The 16,188-nt window shown below is 67.2% G+C and carries 16 protein-coding genes and 1 other RNA gene; 8 read left to right on the top strand and 9 right to left on the bottom strand.

Annotated elements, in window-relative coordinates; genetic code table 11:
* Positions 1 to 99 precede the first annotated feature (99 nt).
* From RND64_RS13700 to RND64_RS13685, 4 genes are all read right to left on the bottom strand, one after another.
* The gene (locus RND64_RS13700) at positions 100 to 810 is read right to left on the bottom strand and encodes a CPBP family intramembrane glutamic endopeptidase (protein ID WP_049698304.1); all 711 of its coding nucleotides are present in this window, start codon (positions 808 to 810) and stop codon (positions 100 to 102) included.
* On the bottom strand, positions 810 to 1,910 hold the full coding sequence (locus tag RND64_RS13695; protein WP_049698303.1) for an NAD(P)H-binding protein: 1,101 nt from the start codon (positions 1,908 to 1,910) through the stop codon (positions 810 to 812). The genes RND64_RS13700 and RND64_RS13695 overlap by 1 nt, the downstream gene beginning before the upstream one ends.
* 98 nt (positions 1,911 to 2,008) lie before the next feature.
* Positions 2,009 to 2,977 carry a helix-turn-helix transcriptional regulator gene (locus tag RND64_RS13690; RefSeq protein WP_049698302.1) on the bottom strand — a complete coding sequence of 323 codons (969 nt, stop codon included), beginning with the start codon at positions 2,975 to 2,977 and terminating at the stop codon, positions 2,009 to 2,011.
* A gap of 55 nt (positions 2,978 to 3,032) precedes the next feature.
* Positions 3,033 to 4,016 carry an alpha/beta hydrolase family esterase gene (locus tag RND64_RS13685; RefSeq protein WP_235434306.1) on the bottom strand — a complete coding sequence of 328 codons (984 nt, stop codon included), beginning with the start codon at positions 4,014 to 4,016 and terminating at the stop codon, positions 3,033 to 3,035.
* A 215-nt stretch (positions 4,017 to 4,231) separates the two neighbouring features.
* Between RND64_RS13685 and RND64_RS13680 the strand changes: the two genes are divergently transcribed.
* The 3 genes from RND64_RS13680 (at position 4,232) to RND64_RS13670 (ending at position 7,725) form a co-directional block, all read left to right on the top strand.
* Complete coding sequence (locus tag RND64_RS13680) at positions 4,232 to 5,533, top strand: family 1 glycosylhydrolase (protein WP_049698301.1); 1,302 nt, start codon at positions 4,232 to 4,234, stop codon at positions 5,531 to 5,533.
* Between the two features lie 68 nt (positions 5,534 to 5,601).
* Complete coding sequence (locus RND64_RS13675; RefSeq protein WP_083444328.1) at positions 5,602 to 6,834, top strand: oxygenase MpaB family protein; 1,233 nt, start codon at positions 5,602 to 5,604, stop codon at positions 6,832 to 6,834.
* A 66-nt stretch (positions 6,835 to 6,900) separates the two neighbouring features.
* Complete coding sequence (locus tag RND64_RS13670) at positions 6,901 to 7,725, top strand: maleylpyruvate isomerase family mycothiol-dependent enzyme (RefSeq protein ID WP_049698300.1); 825 nt, start codon at positions 6,901 to 6,903, stop codon at positions 7,723 to 7,725.
* A 116-nt stretch (positions 7,726 to 7,841) separates the two neighbouring features.
* Here RND64_RS13670 and RND64_RS13665 read toward each other — a convergent pair whose 3' ends face one another.
* Positions 7,842 to 8,666 carry a spermidine synthase gene (locus tag RND64_RS13665; protein WP_049698299.1) on the bottom strand — a complete coding sequence of 275 codons (825 nt, stop codon included), beginning with the start codon at positions 8,664 to 8,666 and terminating at the stop codon, positions 7,842 to 7,844.
* Between the two features lie 22 nt (positions 8,667 to 8,688).
* Here RND64_RS13665 and RND64_RS13660 point away from each other — a divergent pair, with 22 nt between their 5' ends.
* Positions 8,689 to 9,708: a cobalamin biosynthesis protein gene (locus tag RND64_RS13660; protein ID WP_049698298.1), complete on the top strand. Its 1,020-nt coding sequence runs from the start codon at positions 8,689 to 8,691 to the stop codon at positions 9,706 to 9,708.
* Here the strand turns inward: RND64_RS13660 and RND64_RS13655 are convergent.
* The 3 genes from RND64_RS13655 to RND64_RS13645 form a co-directional block, all read right to left on the bottom strand.
* Positions 9,686 to 10,669, bottom strand: coding sequence for an SURF1 family cytochrome oxidase biogenesis protein (locus RND64_RS13655; protein ID WP_049698297.1), 984 nt, complete (start codon positions 10,667 to 10,669; stop codon positions 9,686 to 9,688). The genes RND64_RS13660 and RND64_RS13655 overlap by 23 nt on opposite strands.
* A 65-nt stretch (positions 10,670 to 10,734) precedes the next feature.
* Positions 10,735 to 11,211, bottom strand: a complete 477-nt coding sequence (locus tag RND64_RS13650; RefSeq protein WP_049698296.1) for a low molecular weight protein-tyrosine-phosphatase — start codon at positions 11,209 to 11,211, stop codon at positions 10,735 to 10,737.
* On the bottom strand, positions 11,204 to 11,890 hold the full coding sequence (locus RND64_RS13645; RefSeq protein WP_049698295.1) for an HAD hydrolase-like protein: 687 nt from the start codon (positions 11,888 to 11,890) through the stop codon (positions 11,204 to 11,206). The genes RND64_RS13650 and RND64_RS13645 overlap by 8 nt, the downstream gene beginning before the upstream one ends.
* A gap of 91 nt (positions 11,891 to 11,981) precedes the next feature.
* On the opposite strand from RND64_RS13645, the gene cobC reads away from it, so the two are divergent.
* The 4 genes from cobC to RND64_RS13625 all read left to right on the top strand — a co-directional run bounded on the left by cobC (position 11,982) and on the right by RND64_RS13625 (position 15,696).
* The gene (gene cobC, locus RND64_RS13640; protein WP_049698294.1) at positions 11,982 to 13,073 is read left to right on the top strand and encodes an Rv2231c family pyridoxal phosphate-dependent protein CobC; all 1,092 of its coding nucleotides are present in this window, start codon (positions 11,982 to 11,984) and stop codon (positions 13,071 to 13,073) included.
* A complete protein-coding gene (locus RND64_RS13635) occupies positions 13,063 to 14,220 on the top strand; it encodes a Nif3-like dinuclear metal center hexameric protein (protein ID WP_049698293.1) in 1,158 nt (385 codons plus the stop codon). The genes cobC and RND64_RS13635 overlap by 11 nt, the downstream gene beginning before the upstream one ends.
* Positions 14,221 to 14,290: 70 nt before the next feature.
* A complete protein-coding gene (locus RND64_RS13630) occupies positions 14,291 to 15,028 on the top strand; it encodes a zinc ribbon domain-containing protein (protein WP_049698292.1) in 738 nt (245 codons plus the stop codon).
* Between the two features lie 8 nt (positions 15,029 to 15,036).
* Positions 15,037 to 15,696, top strand: a complete 660-nt coding sequence (locus RND64_RS13625; RefSeq protein WP_049698291.1) for a histidine phosphatase family protein — start codon at positions 15,037 to 15,039, stop codon at positions 15,694 to 15,696.
* 73 nt (positions 15,697 to 15,769) lie between these two features.
* On the opposite strand, the gene rnpB is transcribed toward RND64_RS13625, so the two are convergent.
* Positions 15,770 to 16,173, bottom strand: an RNA gene (gene rnpB / locus RND64_RS13620) — RNase P RNA component class A.
* Positions 16,174 to 16,188 lie beyond the last annotated feature (15 nt).

Raw genomic sequence — 16,188 nt, 5'->3', positions numbered from 1 at the left:
TGTGTCGAATCGAAGGATGTGGATGCTGCAGCACACACATCCTTCGATACGACACACATTTAGGGCCCGTGTCGGCGGTGGAGGCCGGAAGCTCCGGAGTCAGCCGAAAATCGGCGGCAGGGCGAACAGGACGATCGTCGACCAGACCACGTGGGTGCAGATCGGTGCCACGACGCCGCCGGTGCAGCGGCGCAGGATCGCGCACACCGCGCCGAGGAGGATCGCGGCGAATCCGAGCATCACGTTTCCGCTGGCCAGCGTCGCGATGGTGTAGACGATGGTGGACACGACGACCGGGTGATGCGGGCGCACCGCCGAGTACACCGCGCCCCGGAAGAACAGTTCCTCGGCGGCGCCGTTGATCAAGGTGATCGCGGTGACGACCGCGATGCTGCCGTAGTCGGCGAAGGCGAGCACGCTGCTGACGAGGTCGCTGAGCGGTCCGATCAGTTTGGTGAGGAACGCGCCGATGACGAACACCGCGCCCATCGCGACGCCTGCGACCACTCCGAGCGCAACGGCTCCCGACGTCGAGCCCTCGCCGTCGAGGGAGAACCTTCCGGCAGGCAGCCGGCTGGTGGCTATCGCCCCGATGATCCAGGTGGCCGCGAGGCCAAGCGTCAGCGGGTAGAACGCGGTGTCGCCGGGTGTCACCGATAGCGATACCCCCAGCACGACGGCGCCGATGAGCAGGAATCCGACCACGGCGAGCCGACGAGGCGTCGAATAGACGGGCTGATCTGTGTTGCGGTCGACGGCGACAGCGTCGAGGAGCCGGGTCACCGACCGGGGCAGGGAGGCGGTCGACATCAGGGCAGAAATTGCCCGAGAACACGCCGTGCGACAAGCGTCACGCCCGCGACGGTACCGATCACGCCGACCACCGCACCCAGTGCTGCGCGACGGGCACGCAGGAGGTCGCCGCCCGCCCAGTCGGGGTCGGTATCGGCGAGGTGATGCAGATCGTCGAGCTCGGACACCGGTCGGGGATACGGCGAGTCGACCGATGCGCGGATGGCGTCTCGCATAGTGGTGAGACCTCCGGTCGGTGGGGACACGAACTCGGTGATGCGGTGCTCGGAGGCGCGCATCGGATACTGCAGCGACGTGACCAACTCTTCGGTCAATGCTGCGGGGGCTGGAGTGATGATGCCCCCGACCTTACCCGCGAGCCGGGTGCTGATCGATGGCACACGCACGCGCAGTCGAGGCATGCGCACGGCGCGGAGATACTCGTCGAGGATCGATCGGTAGACGCCGGTGTCGGGGCCGGCGATGTCGTAGGAACCCGCGGGGAGGGACGGGTCGGCGGCCGCGACGAGGTAGTGGATGACGTCGCGGATGGAGATCGGGTCCATCGGATTGTCGATCCAGCCGGGCTCGGGGATCACCGGGAAGCGGTCGGCGAGGTAGCGCAAGATCTCGAACGACGTCGAGCCCGCGCCGAGGATCACCGCCGCACGCAACCAGACGAGTTCGGCGCCGCCGTCGATCGCGAGGCCCTCACCGACGTCGGCACGGCTCTGCAGGTGCGCCGACATCTCGTCGCCATCTGGCACGAAACCGCCGAGGTAGATGATGCGGGGGATGCCTCGACTGCGCGCCGCCTGGGCGACGGCCCGTGCGGCGGCGCGGTCGCCGTCGGCGAAGTCGGCCTGCCCGATGCCGTGGACGAGGTAGTACAGGGCGTCCACCGGGTGCTCGTCGGGACTTGCCGCCTCGATGGCGGCATGTACCGAGTCGGCGTCGTCGACATCCATCTCGACCGCGGTCACGTCGTCGGACCATCCGTACCGCGACAACCGCTTTGGTGATCGTGACGCGACGACGACCTCGTTGTCGGAAGCGAGAAGGGCGTCGACGAGTCGTGAGCCGACGTAGCCGGTTGCACCGGTGACCATGAGCCGCATTGGCGCCACCATAGCCAGCGCACGAGCGCGTGGCCCACTCGTGATTACGGCATCACGGAATCATCACGGCAACATCACTTGGCGACATCGCGTCGAGGTCAGGCGCGGCGGTATCGTTCGGCGATTTGCACATGGCGTTCCGCGACGGCCCGACATTCGTCGCGCAGCGCTGCGGGTTCGAGAACCGAGAAGTCGGCGTCGAAGGCGTGTAGCCAGCGTGCGATCGAGGTGAGCGATGTGCTGTAGATCGTGAGCTCGCAGCTCGAACTATCGCCGAATTCGATTGTGCCCCAAGCATCGTCGACCATCTTCTCGACTACGGCCAGTGGTGCGTGAATGCGCACCCGCGCTGTGGCCGACCGATACGCCGCGCCGAGGCTGCGCGCCAGAAATGCGGCGGCACCACCTTCGGGGAGTTCACGAGGGACGAAGCGTCGTCCGTTGGGGGACTTCACCGTCATGCGGTCGACGCGAAACGAGCGCCAGTCGTCGCGGTCGGGATCCCACGACACCAGATACCACCGAGATCCCTTGCGCACCAGTCTGTACGGCTCGACCTCGCGTCGACTCTCGGTTCCGTCGTGACGTCGATAGTCGAATCGCAGGTGCTCGGAGCGATGGCATGCGGTCGCGATGTCGGACAGCACGTCTGCGGCGACTTCGGTGTCGCGGCGTCCCTGCGGAAGGGTATCGAGCGTGAGGGCGTCGAGTCGATGCCGCAACCGTGAGGGCATCACCTGTCGCAACTTGGCGAGTGCACCGGTAGAAGCCTCGGTCATGTCGCTGACGGCGGCACTGCTGATGGCGTTGAGTCCGAGCGCGACGGCGAGCACCTCTTGGTCGTCGAGTAACAGCGGAGGCATCTCGGCGCCCGCGCCCAACCGATAGCCGCCCCCGACGCCGACCGTCGAGTCGACGGGATAGCCGAGGTCGCGCAGCTTGTCGACGTCGCGACGCACCGTGCGCTTGGTGATGTTCAGCCTCGTGGCGAGGTCGTCGCCCGACCACTCCTGGCGCATCTGGAGCAGAGACAGGAGCTGGAGAAGTCGTGCAGACGAATCGAGCATGCGCTCATTCTCGCGCGCATTGCGGACAATTGTGGTCCGCAATGCGCTGATCGTGTCACTTTGTGTGGCGGGTGAAGAACTGCCAGATCAGCGACGTTGCCGAGATCGAGTTGCTCATCTGCCCGGCCCGCGACGGGCTGCCGGTGGAGCCTGGCCACACGTGCGCGCCGCCATTGACGCGGTAGTGGGTGATTTCGTGACCCGACGCTGCACAGAACGGCCAGTCGATACGGGTGACGTAGCGATTGACCGGAAACTTGAGCGGCTGCGGCAGGCAACCGTCGCGTGCCGCCCACCCCGACAGCCAATCCATCACCGGCGCGTAGGCGCCGCCGTGGCGAACGCCGCCGTCGTAGTGGATCGTTCGGTCGGCCGTGCCGTGGAAATCGATGATGGACGCGGGCGGGGCACCGGGACAATTCGGGCGCCCGACGTCGTAGAAGGCCCCGCTCACCACCGCGTAGGCGGCGAACTCGGAGGGCAGCCTGCACGCGAGCATCGCGACGAGTCCGCCACCGTTCGACCGGCCCGCCGCGTACGTGCGGCTCGAGTCGATACACGCCGCCGCCCGCATCTCACGCAGGATCGTCCTGGTGAAGGCTATGTCGTCGGCGCGCGGCGAGGAGTACGGCGCCCCTTGCCACGAGACGAGCCCGTCGGTGCCGCGCAGCCCCTCCGGATAGACGACGATCGCGGGGAGCTGCGCGAGGCCGGTGAACCGTGCAAAGGTCGCTGCGGGTTCGGCGTGCCCGTGAAACGCCAGGATCAACGGGTACGTCGACTGCCCGCTGTAACCGGCGGGCACGTTGACGCTGTAGGTGCGCTCGACGCCGCCGACGGTCGTCGTATGCTTCGACGTCCCTGGTGCGAGACGGTGCGGTCCGGCGCAACCGGAGAGGTCGGCCACGTGATGACGTGGTTCGACGGCGTTCGCCGCCGGGACGGTCTCGGCAACCGAGGCAACAGCAACGGCGGTGAGAACGCCGAGGACGAGTGAGAGTGCAGTGCGCCAGGCACGGCGTCGGGCGGATCGCGGCACCCGGCAAGAATAGTGGGTCGGCGCAAACAACGGTGTGATCCGTCCGGGGGATTCACGTGCCGGCGCAGCCTCACGGTGCAGTCGTGCCGATTCGGCACGACCGCAGCGTCTTGTTTGCGATGCTGAGCGCCATGATGGTGCGTCGCCCGGCCCACACACCGACCGGCAGGGGAGTCTGTGGGGTTCTTCGTCGGAAATGCGCTGGCACACCGCTGATGTTGCTGGTGGTCGCCTTGCTCGCGGCGGTGTGTGCACTTCCCGCCCAGGCAGGAGCGCAACCGCCGGGAGCACATTCGTCGGCAGGTGGACCGGGAACCCTGCCTCCGGGATTCCTCTGGGGAGTGTCGTCGTCGGGTTTCCAGTCCGAAGGGTCGTCTCCGGACAGCAACTGGACACGATATGTCGCGGCGGGAAAAACCGACGACAAGGTGGGGTCGGCCGTCGACTTCCGTCATCGGTATCGCTCGGATATCGCGCTCGCGAAGTCGCTCGGTGTCACGGGCTTTCGGGTCAGCGTCGAGTGGGCCCGCATCGAGCCGAAGCCCGGAGTCGTCGACCGTCGTGAGCTCGCCTACTACGACGACCTCATCGCAGCGATCGTGAGCGCGGGGATGCGGCCGATGATCACCCTCGACCACTGGGTCTACCCGGGATGGGTCGCGGCACGCGGTGGGTGGGCAGATGCGTCGACTCCGCGGGCGTGGCTGCGGAACGCGCGATTCGTCGTCGACAGGTACGCACGTGCCAATCCGCTGTGGATCACGATCAACGAGCCGACGATCTACGCCGTCAACGAGTTGCGCATGGGTGGGCTTCCCGTGTCCGCGAGCGCGACGATGCGCGATCGGCTCGTCGACGTGCACACCTCGATCTACCGATACATTCACCAACGCCAGCCCGGCGCCATGGTGTCGTCGAACATCGCATACGTCCCGACCGTCGAGCCGATCGTCGACGCCGCGTTCGTCGATCGGGTGCGCGATTCGCTCGACTTCATCGGCGTCGACTATTACTACTCGGCATCGGTCACCGATCTGAGCGCGATCAACGCGGCCACCGGAAAGAACTGGAACGCAACGGTATCGGCCGACGGCATTTACTACGCCCTCCGTGATCTCGCGCGGCGCTATCCCGGCACGCCCCTCTACGTCGTCGAGACGGGCATGCCGACCGAGAACGGCGCACCGCGCGCCGACGGCTACCGGCGCGGCGATCACCTGCGTGACCTCGTCTACTGGGTCGGACGGGCGCGCGCAGACCACATACCGGTCATCGGATTCAACTACTGGAGCCTGACCGACAACTACGAATGGGGTTCGTACACACCACGATTCGGGCTGTACACAGTCGACGTCAAGACAGATCCGACGCTGCGCAGACAGCCGACCGACGCGGTGGCGGCCTATCGCGACATCACCGCGCGCAACGGGGTGGGGTCGACGTATCGTCCGACTCGCCCCGCCCAGTGGTGCTCGCTGGTCGCCGCTCCCGCGAGTTGCGACCAGCCGGTGCGCTGACCCGCAGCGATCCGTGTGTCGGAGAAGTGGTCATTGCGGTGAGTGAGACAGATTGTTAGTTTAGTCTCATGTCGGTCATGGAACGGCCCGAGGGTTCGGCGAAACGTCCGCCAGTGCGATTTCACTCGGCTGAGCGCCGCGGCCGACGAATCGGACGGCTGCTGAAGGTCTCCATGCGCCTGCGCGAGCCGACCACCGCTGAACTCGACATCATCGGTCGGCGCATGATGATGCGCGACGAACCTGCTGCCGCTCTGGTCCAGGCGATGCGCGCACCACGGGATTCGGCCGATCGGGTCAGCATGCAGCAGTTCCGGGACGCGCTCGAGGAAGTTCCTGCCGATGCACCCCCGGCTCTGCGCGAGTTCTTCGCCACCGTCGAGAACACGCCCGAGTGGGTCGATTCCGACCTCCTCGAGCGTGGCGCCGGCGTGTACAGACGGCTGGGACAGAACGCCAACGATGTCCTCCTGCAACTGTCGTTGATCGGAGGCTATCGATTCGGTGGGCCTCCCGATCTCCTTGTCGCCACCGGAGGCCTCACCGGATCAACCGTCATGCGCAGGCTCGGCGAAACCCAGGCCTGGGGGATCGAGGTCGGCCGCCGTGGCGGCATGCAGCGTGGGGGCGAAGGCTGGAAACTCACGGTTCACGTGCGACTCATGCACGCACTGGTCAACCACTCGTTCGAGAACAACGGCCGATGGGACGTCGCCCGTCACGGGCTACCGATCAATCAAGCCGACCTGGCCGGAACGCTGAGCCTGTTCAGCGGGACGCTCCTGATGGGTGTGCGGGCGCTGGGAGTGCCTGTCAGTCGCGAGGACTCTCGCGCGTTGATGCATCTGTGGAAGTACGTGGGGTGGCTGGTCGGCGTCGACGACGACTGGTTGTTCGACGAGGAGGTAGCCCAGCATCAGTTCAGCTACGCGGTGCTGTTGGCACAGGGTGACGTCACCGACGCCGGAGCCCAGCTCACGACAGCTTTGGTCGATTCGCAGAAAGATCTGAACTACAGGTGGTTTCCCGCTGCGTCGGCAATCTACACCCGGCTCCGACTGCTCAGCATGCTGCAAGCTTTCCTCGGCCCTCGAGGAATGCGAGATCTGGGGCAGCGGCAGGCACTTCCGTGGGCAATCGGTTCCGCGTGGCTGCGCAATACGGTGAACCACCGCATCATCGGCAAAACGCCGGTCGGCGAACGCTACCTCGAGTTTCTCGGTGCCAAAGCCGTTGAGCGCGCGCACTTTCGCCATTTCGGCGACCGCCAAACGCACCTCGGAGCCCTCGAGAACCGCTAGTGTCAGCGGTGCACTGACAGCCCCGCGCGTAGGCGCACAGCGCCGCAGGACACGAAGGACGAGAACATGCCACTCACCGTCGTCGACAAGGACTCGATCACCGCGGCACTTTTCGCCGAGTGGTCCACTGTGCGGTCACTCGCGGCGCAACTGAGCGACGAGCAGTGGTCGGCGCCATCTGTGCTCCCGGGCTGGACCAACGCCGACATCGTTGCGCACATCATCGGCACGGAGAGCATGCTCGCCGGCCGGGATGTCGAGGCTGCCGACGACATCGCCTCGCGAACGCACGTGAAGAATCCGATCGGCGAACTCAACGAGCGATGGGCCGATCACTTCCGTGACAAGCCTCGCGAAGAGGTGCTCGCCGCACTCGACGAGATCATCGACGTGCGCACCGCAGCACTCACGGCGATGACGCAGGACGAGTTCGACGCGCAGACGGCCACTCCGGCCGGGCCCGACACCTACGGGCGATTCATGCGCATCCGCGTCTTCGACTGCTGGATTCACGAGATCGATCTGCGTGACGCCCTTGCCGACGGCTTGCCGTCCGATCCTGTCACCGCGGGTGTCGCACTCGACGAGATCTGCTCGTCGTTGCCGTTCGTGGTGGGCAAGCGTGCGTCGGCGCCGGAAGGTAGCAGGGTTCGGTTCGAGATCGGTGGTGTCGCACCTCGTGACGCCAGGGTCGCGGTGGAGGGGCGTGCCGGGCTCGTCGAGTCATTCGACGGTGGCGACGACGCCGCGGACGTCACCCTGCGGGTCGACGGAGTCGATCTGGCCCGCCTGGTCGGCGGTCGGCGTGATGCGGATCCGAGCACGGTGACCGTCACCGGTGACGAGGGGCTGGCGAAGGACGTGCTCGCTCGGCTCGACTATGTGATCTGAAACCTCGAACGGGCTTTCTATCGGGTTTTGAGATATCGCATCGATCAATTTTAGTTGCCCAAGAAAGTGTCATCTGAACGATCGATACCAGGAGTATCGGGGGGTATTAAATACCCCTATCGCACACCTTGTTCGGGATCGCGAAGTTGTTTTCCACGCCCGAACGCTCGCGCTTCGCTTCCTGCAATCGTGCGGGCGGGGAGAGGATCGCTCAGCAGGGTGCGCACCAAGGTCGACGACGGACCGAGGTCGTCGTCGCTGCCCACGACGACGACGTTGCCGGTTCGACGTCCCTTGAGCATCGCGGGATCGGCGATCAGCATGACATTGGCGAAGACCTCCGCGACTGCTGCGGCGTCGGCGCGCACCAGGTCGAGAGTTCGCGCATCGCCGCAGTTGGCGAGATAGAGCCCGCCGGGAGCCAACACTCGTTTGACCGCCTGTACGAACTCGACGGTCGTCAAATGCGACGGCGTACGTGCGTCGGCGAAGGCATCGCGGATCACCACGTCCCGCGACCCCTCGGTCAGCGACTCGGTCACGGCCCGCGCATCGCCGACGCGAATACGTAACAGCGGTGCGCGCGGCAGGTCGAACCACTCCCGCACCAATCGGGCGAGCTCCGCGTCGATCTCGACCGCAACCTGCCTCGCCCGCGGGTAGCGATCGGCCAGGTTCCGGGGAAGCGCGCACGCCGCCCCGCCGAGGTGGAGAACCCGTAGCGGCGTCGACGTATCGGGATATCGGTCGTCGATGACCGCCGCCATCTGCCGGAGGTATTCGAAATCGAGTGCCGACGGATCGTCGGGGTGGATGTGCGAACTGTGTGTCCCGTTGATGAGGAGCAGCCAGCCGCCGGAGATGGGATCGGCAACCACCTCGGCGGTGCCGCTGTCGATCGGGTGGCTACCCGGGACGGGTGCGGGACGGGGTTTGGCCATGAGGTGACGATACGATCGCGCGGTGCGTCGAGCCCCATCCAGTACCAGTCCGCGCGCGTTCGGTCCGGCGGGTCGAGCACTCGACGTCCCCGTCGGGCTGTGCGTCGGCTACCTCCTCGATCGCGCACTGGGCGACCCACGCCGGTGGCATCCCGTCGCGGGCATCGGGCGCGCGATCGGCCGACTCGAGCGCAGCGTCTACGCCGACTCGCGCTCGGCTGGCGTAGGTTTCGCCGCGACGTCGGTCTGTGCGACGATCGGCGTCGGCGTCGGAGTCGACAGCGCCACCAGGCGCGTCGATTTCTCCCCTGTGCGGATTGCGACCATTGCCGCGGTGACCTGGGCAGTACTCGGTGGCACCACGCTCAACCGGGTCGGGCGCGAGGTGGCGGACAGTCTCTCCGTCGACGACATCGACGCCGCCCGCGCACTGGTACCCAGCCTGTGTGGTCGTGACCCCGAACACCTCGACGCTGCCGGGATCGTGCGTGCCGCAGTCGAATCGATCGCCGAGAACACCTCGGATGCTGCTGTGGCCCCGCTGTTCTGGGGTGGCGTCGCGGGTGTGCCGGGGCTGATCGCGTACCGAACCGTCAACACCCTCGATTCGATGGTCGGCTACCGCAACGACCGGTACCGACGGTTCGGATGGGCTTCGGCGCGACTCGACGACGTCGCAAACCTCGTGCCGGCACGGCTCGCCGGGGTGCTGGTCGTTGTGCTCGGAGACGACCGCGCAGGCGCTCTGCGCGCGTGGCGACGCGATGCCGCGGCGCATCCGAGTCCGAACGCGGGCGTCGTCGAATCGTCGTTCGCGGGAGCGCTCGGGCTTCGTCTGGGCGGTCGCACGGTGTACCCGCACGGCGTCGAAGAGCGTCCCGCGCTCGGGGATGGTCACCCGCCGGAGGTTGCGGATCTGTATTCGACGACGCACCTGTCGCGGCGGGTACAGCTCGGAGCTCTGGCGTCGAGTGCGTTGATCGCCTACGTGCTCGGCGCAGTTCGACAGCGTCGGCTGCTCAGCCGCCGTAGCGCTGGGTGAGTTTGTCGCGGACGTCGTCGGGCGCGTGTTCGGTGTCCGGACCGAGGCCGATCCGAGTCGTCTCGGAGTGGTCGGAGTCGTCGACGGCGGTGTCGCCACGCAGTTCTGCGCGCAATCGTTTGCGGCGCGCGGCGCGTTCGGAGGTGGCACTCGCAGAGGTCGCGGTGGCGGGCGCCTGCGAATCCGTGGTCACCGCAGCGGAATCCGTCGACGCCGTGCCGCGGGTCCGGCGACGCTGCTTGATCTCGGCATAGATGAAGTACCCGGCCCCGAGCGGCGCCATGATTCCGAACGCGAGCCACTGCAGCCCGTAGGAGAGATAGGGGCCGGAATCGAGTTGGGGAAGCGGGATCTCGCCGAGCGCCCCCGGCTGGTTCGGCGAAATCTGGATATAGAAGGGGTCCATTGCGGTGGACGTCGCGCGCGACAGTTCACCGGGGTCGATCGTGTACACCGACAGCGCGCCGTCGACGACCGCCGCGCCTCGACCCGGCGACGTGCCCTCGCTGGCCCTGATTCGACCGTCGATGGTCACCTCACCCTGTGGCGGTGGGGGAACGACCGGAGTTTGGCCCTGCTCGGGTCGCACGTACCCACGGTCGACGACCAGTACCCGGTCTGAACCCGCGACCCGGAATGGCGTCAGGACCTCGACGGCCGGGCGCTCGCCGACCGAACGCAGTCGCACGAGGGCCTGCTTGTCGGTCAGGAAGGTGCCGGTGATGTGAACCTCGCGCCACTCGGTGTCGGATCGGAATCCGCTACCGGCAGGCGCCACGGACGCCAGGGGAACGGGCGCGATCGACACCGCCTGCTCGATGAGGTGGTTGCGGTCGCTGGTTTTGCTGTTCTTACCCAGTTGCCACGGAGCGAGGATGGAAAAACACAACGCCGCGAATGCCACGACCACCACGGCCAGGGCAATCCACCCAGGTCGGAGGAAGGTTCGCAGCACACGCATGCCTCAACGGTACCGAGGTGCCCGCAGACGTCGGCTGTGCGGGGCGCCGTTCGACGCCGCGGCGGCTATCTGTTGCCCAGGCGGTCGTTGACCCAGGCCAACATGCCCGGAACGGCCGCTTCGATCTGTTGACGGGTGAGCGCGAAGTCTCCCTGTGTTCCGTAGTACGGGTCGGCGACGTCGAGGTCGTCGCCTGCGTCGGGGTCGAAGCTGCGCAGCAGCCGCACGCGGTCGCCGAGCCGTTTGCGTTCGAGATCCTTGGCGTGGCCGGAATCCATCGCGACGAGCAGGTCCGCATCGAAGTCGTCGGGGGCCAGGTGTGCCGCGGTGTGGGCGTCGGAGTAGCCGTGGGCGAGCAGTTCGGTGCGTGCGCGATTGTCGGCGGGTTCGCCGACGTGCCAGCTACTGGTACCCCGACTGGTCACGCGGACCCTGTCGGAGAGCCCGGCGTCGTCGATGGCGGAGCGGAAAATGTTCTGCGCCATCGGCGACCGGCAGATGTTGCCCGTGCACACGAAACAGACGTGTAGTTGATCAGACACCTAGGACCTCACGCAGATCGACAACAGAATCGACGCGCCACGAGGCAGCGTCCCCTTCCCCGGCCCGAGCGTAACCCCACGAGACAAAGACCGTCGGGATTCCGAAGCTCTCGGCCCCCTCGACATCGTGCGAACGGTCGCCGATCATCACGACGGGGTGATCTGGAAGTCCGGTGTCCGGGTCGGGCGCGATGCCCGATTGCCTCAGGGCCCACGCGATCACGTCGGCCTTGCTGCGACGTGAACCGTCGTCACTGGCACCGCAGATCGCCTCGAAGTGGTCGGCGAGCGCAAAATGTTCGAGGATCGCTCGCGCCGTGTTCTCGTTCTTCGACGTCGCGATCGTCATCTTCCGGCCTCGGGCCGCCAGATCCTCGACAAGTTCGCGGATCTGCGGGAACACCGAATTCTCGAGCCATCCGACGTCGGTGTAGCGCTTGCGATAGGCGCGCATCGCCTCGTCGGCGGTCTCCTGATCGAGTCCGAGGCCGGTGAGCGTGTCGATCATCGGCGGTCCCGCGACTCCCGCGACCACGTCGTCGGGTGGCTCGGGCGCGCCGACCTCGGCGAGGGCGTACCGGAAGCTGTTGACGATGCCGGAGAAGCTGTCGGTGATCGTGCCGTCGAGGTCGAACAACAGTGCTGTCCGCGGATCACGCGGATCTGCCGGAGAAGTCACGGCTCCATCGTGACATGTACCGCCGTGGGTGTCCGAATAGCGTGGTGCGGTCGGGGTGTCCGTCGGCTCTCGACCGTTAGGCTCGACGGTTATGACAGCAGGCTCGATTCCGCAGGACAGCGTGTACCGGCTCAGCCGACACGGCGACGTCGACGTTGAGCCCGGCGTCGTCGATTTCGCCGTCAACGTCCGCGGCGAGGCGCCCGAGTTCGTCCGCGCAGCGATCGTCGACGCCTGTGCACACCTCGCGTCGTATCCAAGCGCCGCGTTCGCCGATACCGCGATCGCCGCGATCTGTGCGCTACACCAACGGGATCCGAGCGAGGTCATGCTGCTCGCGGGTGCCGCGGACGGGTTCGAGATGCTGCCGCGGCTCGGCTCCCGGCACGCCGCGCTCGTCCAGCCGTCGTTCACCGAGCCGGAGATCGCGCTGCGGGCAGCCGGAATCCCCATCACCCAGGTGGAATTGCCGCCGCCGTGGCGCATCGACCCCGACGACATCGCCGACCGCATCCCCGACGATGCCGACCTCGTCGTCGTCGGCAACCCGACCAACCCGACGTCGGTGTTGCACAGCAGAGCCGCGCTCGATGCCATGCGCAGGCCGGGTCGGATACTCGTCGTCGACGAGGCGTTCGCCGACCTCACCGTCGACGCGGTTACCGGAGAGCGTGAGCCGGAGTCCCTCGCGTCGATGCGAGCCGACGACGTCGTCGTGATCCGCAGTGTGACAAAGACCTTCGGACTTGCCGGCCTGCGCGCGGGGTACCTCCTGGCGTCACCCGAGATCGTCGAACGGTTGAGCCTGGGGCGTCGACCATGGCCGTTGTCGACGCCCGCGCTCGCCGCGCTGGCGGAGTGCGTCGGTCCCGCAGGCCAACGCTTCTGCGACGACGCCGCTCGCGCCGTCGCTGCCGAGCGAGAACTCATGCTGGAGCGACTCGCACTCGCGGGGATCAGGGTGTGCACACCACCCACCGCGCCGTTCATCCTCATCGAGATGCCGAATGGAATCGCGGTCAAGAATGCCCTTCGCGCAGCGGGTTTCGGAGTGCGGAGCTGCGCCAACTTCGTCGGCCTCGACGGCGATCACCTACGGCTCGCGGTACGCGACAACGCCACTGTCACCGCGATGATCGACGCACTCGCCCGCGCACGAAAGGACGTCGACGATGACGCATGAGGATGAGTTCGCAACGGGGACATCAGGGGTTGAGACATCAGTGGGGTCGGTTGCCGATCTACTCGATCGCGCCTACCCGCCGAGACTGGCGGAAGCGTGGGACTCGGTGGGACTCGTGTGCGGGGATCGCACGGAAGCCGTTGCGCGGGCGCTGATCTGCGTCGACGTCACCGATGCCGTCGTCGACGCGGCGGTCGCAGGCGACGTCGACATCATCGTCGCGCACCATCCGCTGCTGTTGCGCGGCGTCGATTCGGTTGCCGCCGACACCGCGAAAGGCTCTGTGCTGCATCGGCTGATCCGCTCGCACACGGCGTTGTTCACCGCGCACACCAACGCCGACAGCGCGCGTCCGGGAGTGTCGGACGCGCTCGCGGACGTGCTCGGCGTCGTCGAGACATCACCGCTGCAGCCCGCGCCGCTGGCGCCGATGGACAAGTGGGTCGTGATGGTGCCCGAGGGCAGCGCCGAGCAGGTCAGCGAGGCGATGTTCGCCGCGGGAGCCGGGGCGATCGGTGAATACCGCGACTGCGCGTGGTCGGTGGTCGGCGTCGGCCAGTTCGAGGCGCGAGGTGCGGCCAACCCGACGATCGGGTCGCTGGGAGAACGGACTCATGTCGACGAAGCGCGGGTGGAAATGGTCGCGGCGCGCGGACTGCGCCGCTCAGTGCTTGCCGCGTTGCGCGCTGCTCATCCCTACGAGGAGCCCGCGTTCGACATCCTCGCCGAGGAAGCCATCGACTCAGATACCGGTCTCGGCAGAATCGGGCGGCTCGCATCGCCGTCGACAGTCGGGGAGTTCGTGACGCGAGCCGCCGGCGCGCTGCGCTCGCCGTGGGGAGTGCGTGCAACCGGTGAGCCCGACCGCGTCGTCGAGACCGTTGCGGTGTGCGGTGGGGCCGGCGACTCGCTGCTCGATACGGTGCGTGGCCTCGGCGTCGACCTGTATCTGACCGGCGACCTGCGGCACCATCCGGTCGACGAGGCGCTGCGCGCCGGCGGACCGGTGCTGGTCGACGCGGGGCACTGGGCCACCGAATTCCCGTGGTGCACACAGGTTGCCGAACTGCTGGCGGACAGGCTCGCGCTCGACGTCGAGGTCTTCGCGACGCCGACGGACCCGTTCACGGTGCATGCGGATTGCTGAGCCACAGCGGGTACCGCGTACCGTTGACCGAACGTGTGAACCGAGGAGGCCCCATGAAAGTCGATGCCGAGTGAAGGCCGACCCGTCCGCGCAGCGGCAGTTGCTCGACCTTGCCGACGCCGATGCCGTCGTGGCGCGCGTCGACCATCGCGGCAGATCACTTCCAGAGGTAGCCGAGATCGCCGAGCTCACCACCCGGATCGACTCGACTCGCGACGACCTCGTGCGCGCCGACATCTCCGCTGAAGACCTCACCCGCGAGTATCGACGCGTCGACAGCGAGGTGACCGGGATGGCCGACCGCGAGCGCAAGGACTCCGCGCTGCTCGCCGGCGGGGGCCTGGCGCCCAAGGCATTGTCGGAGTTGCAGCACGAGCTCGGCAGTCTCGCCCGCCGCCGCTCAGTCCTCGAAGACGACCTCCTCGGCGTCATGGAACGGCAGGAAGCCGTCGAAGCAGAACGGCAGCGCGCGTCGGCGACCGTCGAACATCTGCAGACCCAGCTCGCCGACGCCGAGAAACGACGCGACGAGGCCAAAGCGACCATCGACGCTGATCGTGAGGTCGCGACGACGCGCCGCGAGGCGATCGCCGGTGACATTCCCGCTGACCTTCTCGCGATCTACGACCGTCAGCGCGCCGCGGGCAAGGTTGGCGCGGGTCTGTTGCGGGCACGACGCTGCGGAGCGTGCCGGATGGAGCTCGACCGCGGGACCCTCGCGTCGATCGCCGCTGCCGCCGCAGACGACGTGGTCCGCTGCGAGGAGTGCGGCGCGGTTCTCGTCCGCACCAACGAGTCCGGTCTGTAGGCGTAACCGTGAGCTCTGGCTCCGTGGCCACACCGTCGTGGCAGGGACAGCGCGCAGAACCGACGCGCCTCGTGCTACTACGTCACGGCCAGACGCCGCTGTCGATCGAACGACGTTATTCGGGGCGCGGTAACCCCCGGCTGACCGAGCTGGGGGAGCAGCAGGCACTCGCCGCGGCGTCGAGAATCGCCGCGGAGGTCGACGTCGCCGCCGTCGTCAGTTCGCCACTCGACCGCGCACGCCAGACCGCGCAGGCCGTCGTCGACCGCATCGGTGGCGAGGTGATCGAGGATGCCGGCTTCATCGAGAACGACTTCGGTGGCTGGGAAGGGCTGACGTTTTCCGAGGCCGCTGCCCGCGACCCGCAGGTGCACGCCCGCTGGCTCGGCGATCACACCGCCCCGGCACCGGACGGCGAAAGCTTCGCGCAGGTGGCCGAGCGGGTGATCGCCGCGAAAGACCAACTGGTCCAGGAGTATTCGGGGCAGACCGTTGTGGTGGTGTCGCACGTGACACCGATCAAGACGCTGCTCCAACACGCGCTGACAGTCGGGCCGGAGCTGCTGTTCCACCTCCACCTCGACCTCGCGTCCGTATCGGTCACCGAGTTCTACCCGGACGGCGGCTCGGTGGTGCGCTCGGTTAACGAGACCGCGCACCTGAACTGACCCTGCCGACCGGGCGTCGTATACCGCCGAGTGGGCGTCACATACGGCCGAGTGGGTATATCAGGACCGGGGGCGAACGAGTCGGCGTGTAAGCCGGATCCTGTGCCGACACGAAGTCGGCGGCGACCATCCATCTGGACACACCGTTGCCGGGTGCCTCGAGCGGCCAACCCACGGACTCGGGCGAGCAGCCCTCGATCATCCGTGCACACGCACCTCACGGTCCGTGCTTCGGCCTTGCTCCGGGTGGGGTTTACCAAGCCGACGCGGTCACCCGCGCCGCTGGTGCGCTCTTACCGCACCGTTTCACCCTTACCGACCTCGCGGTCGGCGGTCTGTTCTCTGTGGCACTGTCCCGCGGGTCACCCCGGGTTGCCGTTGACAACCACCCTGCTCTGCGGAGTCCGGACTTTCCTCGGCGCGCGGCATTGCCAGTGACCTGGCCGTTCCGCTCGCCGCGGCCGCCCGGCCGACTCGTTCGCCCGTACAGCT

It is taken from the genome of Gordonia sp. w5E2 (assembly GCF_036540975.1).
Taxonomy (GTDB): Bacteria; Actinomycetota; Actinomycetes; order Mycobacteriales; family Mycobacteriaceae; genus Gordonia; species Gordonia jacobaea.
This window is presented reverse-complemented; position numbering and strand designations above follow the sequence as displayed.

Coding starts and splice junctions, on each gene's coding strand:
- RND64_RS13680 (WP_049698301.1), top strand. CDS start 4,232: ATGTTGCTGGTGGTCGCCTTGCTCGCGGCGGTGTGTGCACTTCCCGCC.
- RND64_RS13635 (WP_049698293.1), top strand. CDS start 13,063: ATGACGCATGAGGATGAGTTCGCAACGGGGACATCAGGGGTTGAGACA.
- RND64_RS13665 (WP_049698299.1), bottom strand. CDS start 8,666: ATGGCCAAACCCCGTCCCGCACCCGTCCCGGGTAGCCACCCGATCGAC.
- RND64_RS13690 (WP_049698302.1), bottom strand. CDS start 2,977: ATGCTCGATTCGTCTGCACGACTTCTCCAGCTCCTGTCTCTGCTCCAG.
- RND64_RS13700 (WP_049698304.1), bottom strand. CDS start 810: ATGTCGACCGCCTCCCTGCCCCGGTCGGTGACCCGGCTCCTCGACGCT.
- RND64_RS13675 (WP_083444328.1), top strand. CDS start 5,602: ATGTCGGTCATGGAACGGCCCGAGGGTTCGGCGAAACGTCCGCCAGTG.
- RND64_RS13670 (WP_049698300.1), top strand. CDS start 6,901: ATGCCACTCACCGTCGTCGACAAGGACTCGATCACCGCGGCACTTTTC.
- RND64_RS13655 (WP_049698297.1), bottom strand. CDS start 10,669: ATGCGTGTGCTGCGAACCTTCCTCCGACCTGGGTGGATTGCCCTGGCC.
- RND64_RS13695 (WP_049698303.1), bottom strand. CDS start 1,910: ATGCGGCTCATGGTCACCGGTGCAACCGGCTACGTCGGCTCACGACTC.
- cobC (WP_049698294.1), top strand. CDS start 11,982: ATGACAGCAGGCTCGATTCCGCAGGACAGCGTGTACCGGCTCAGCCGA.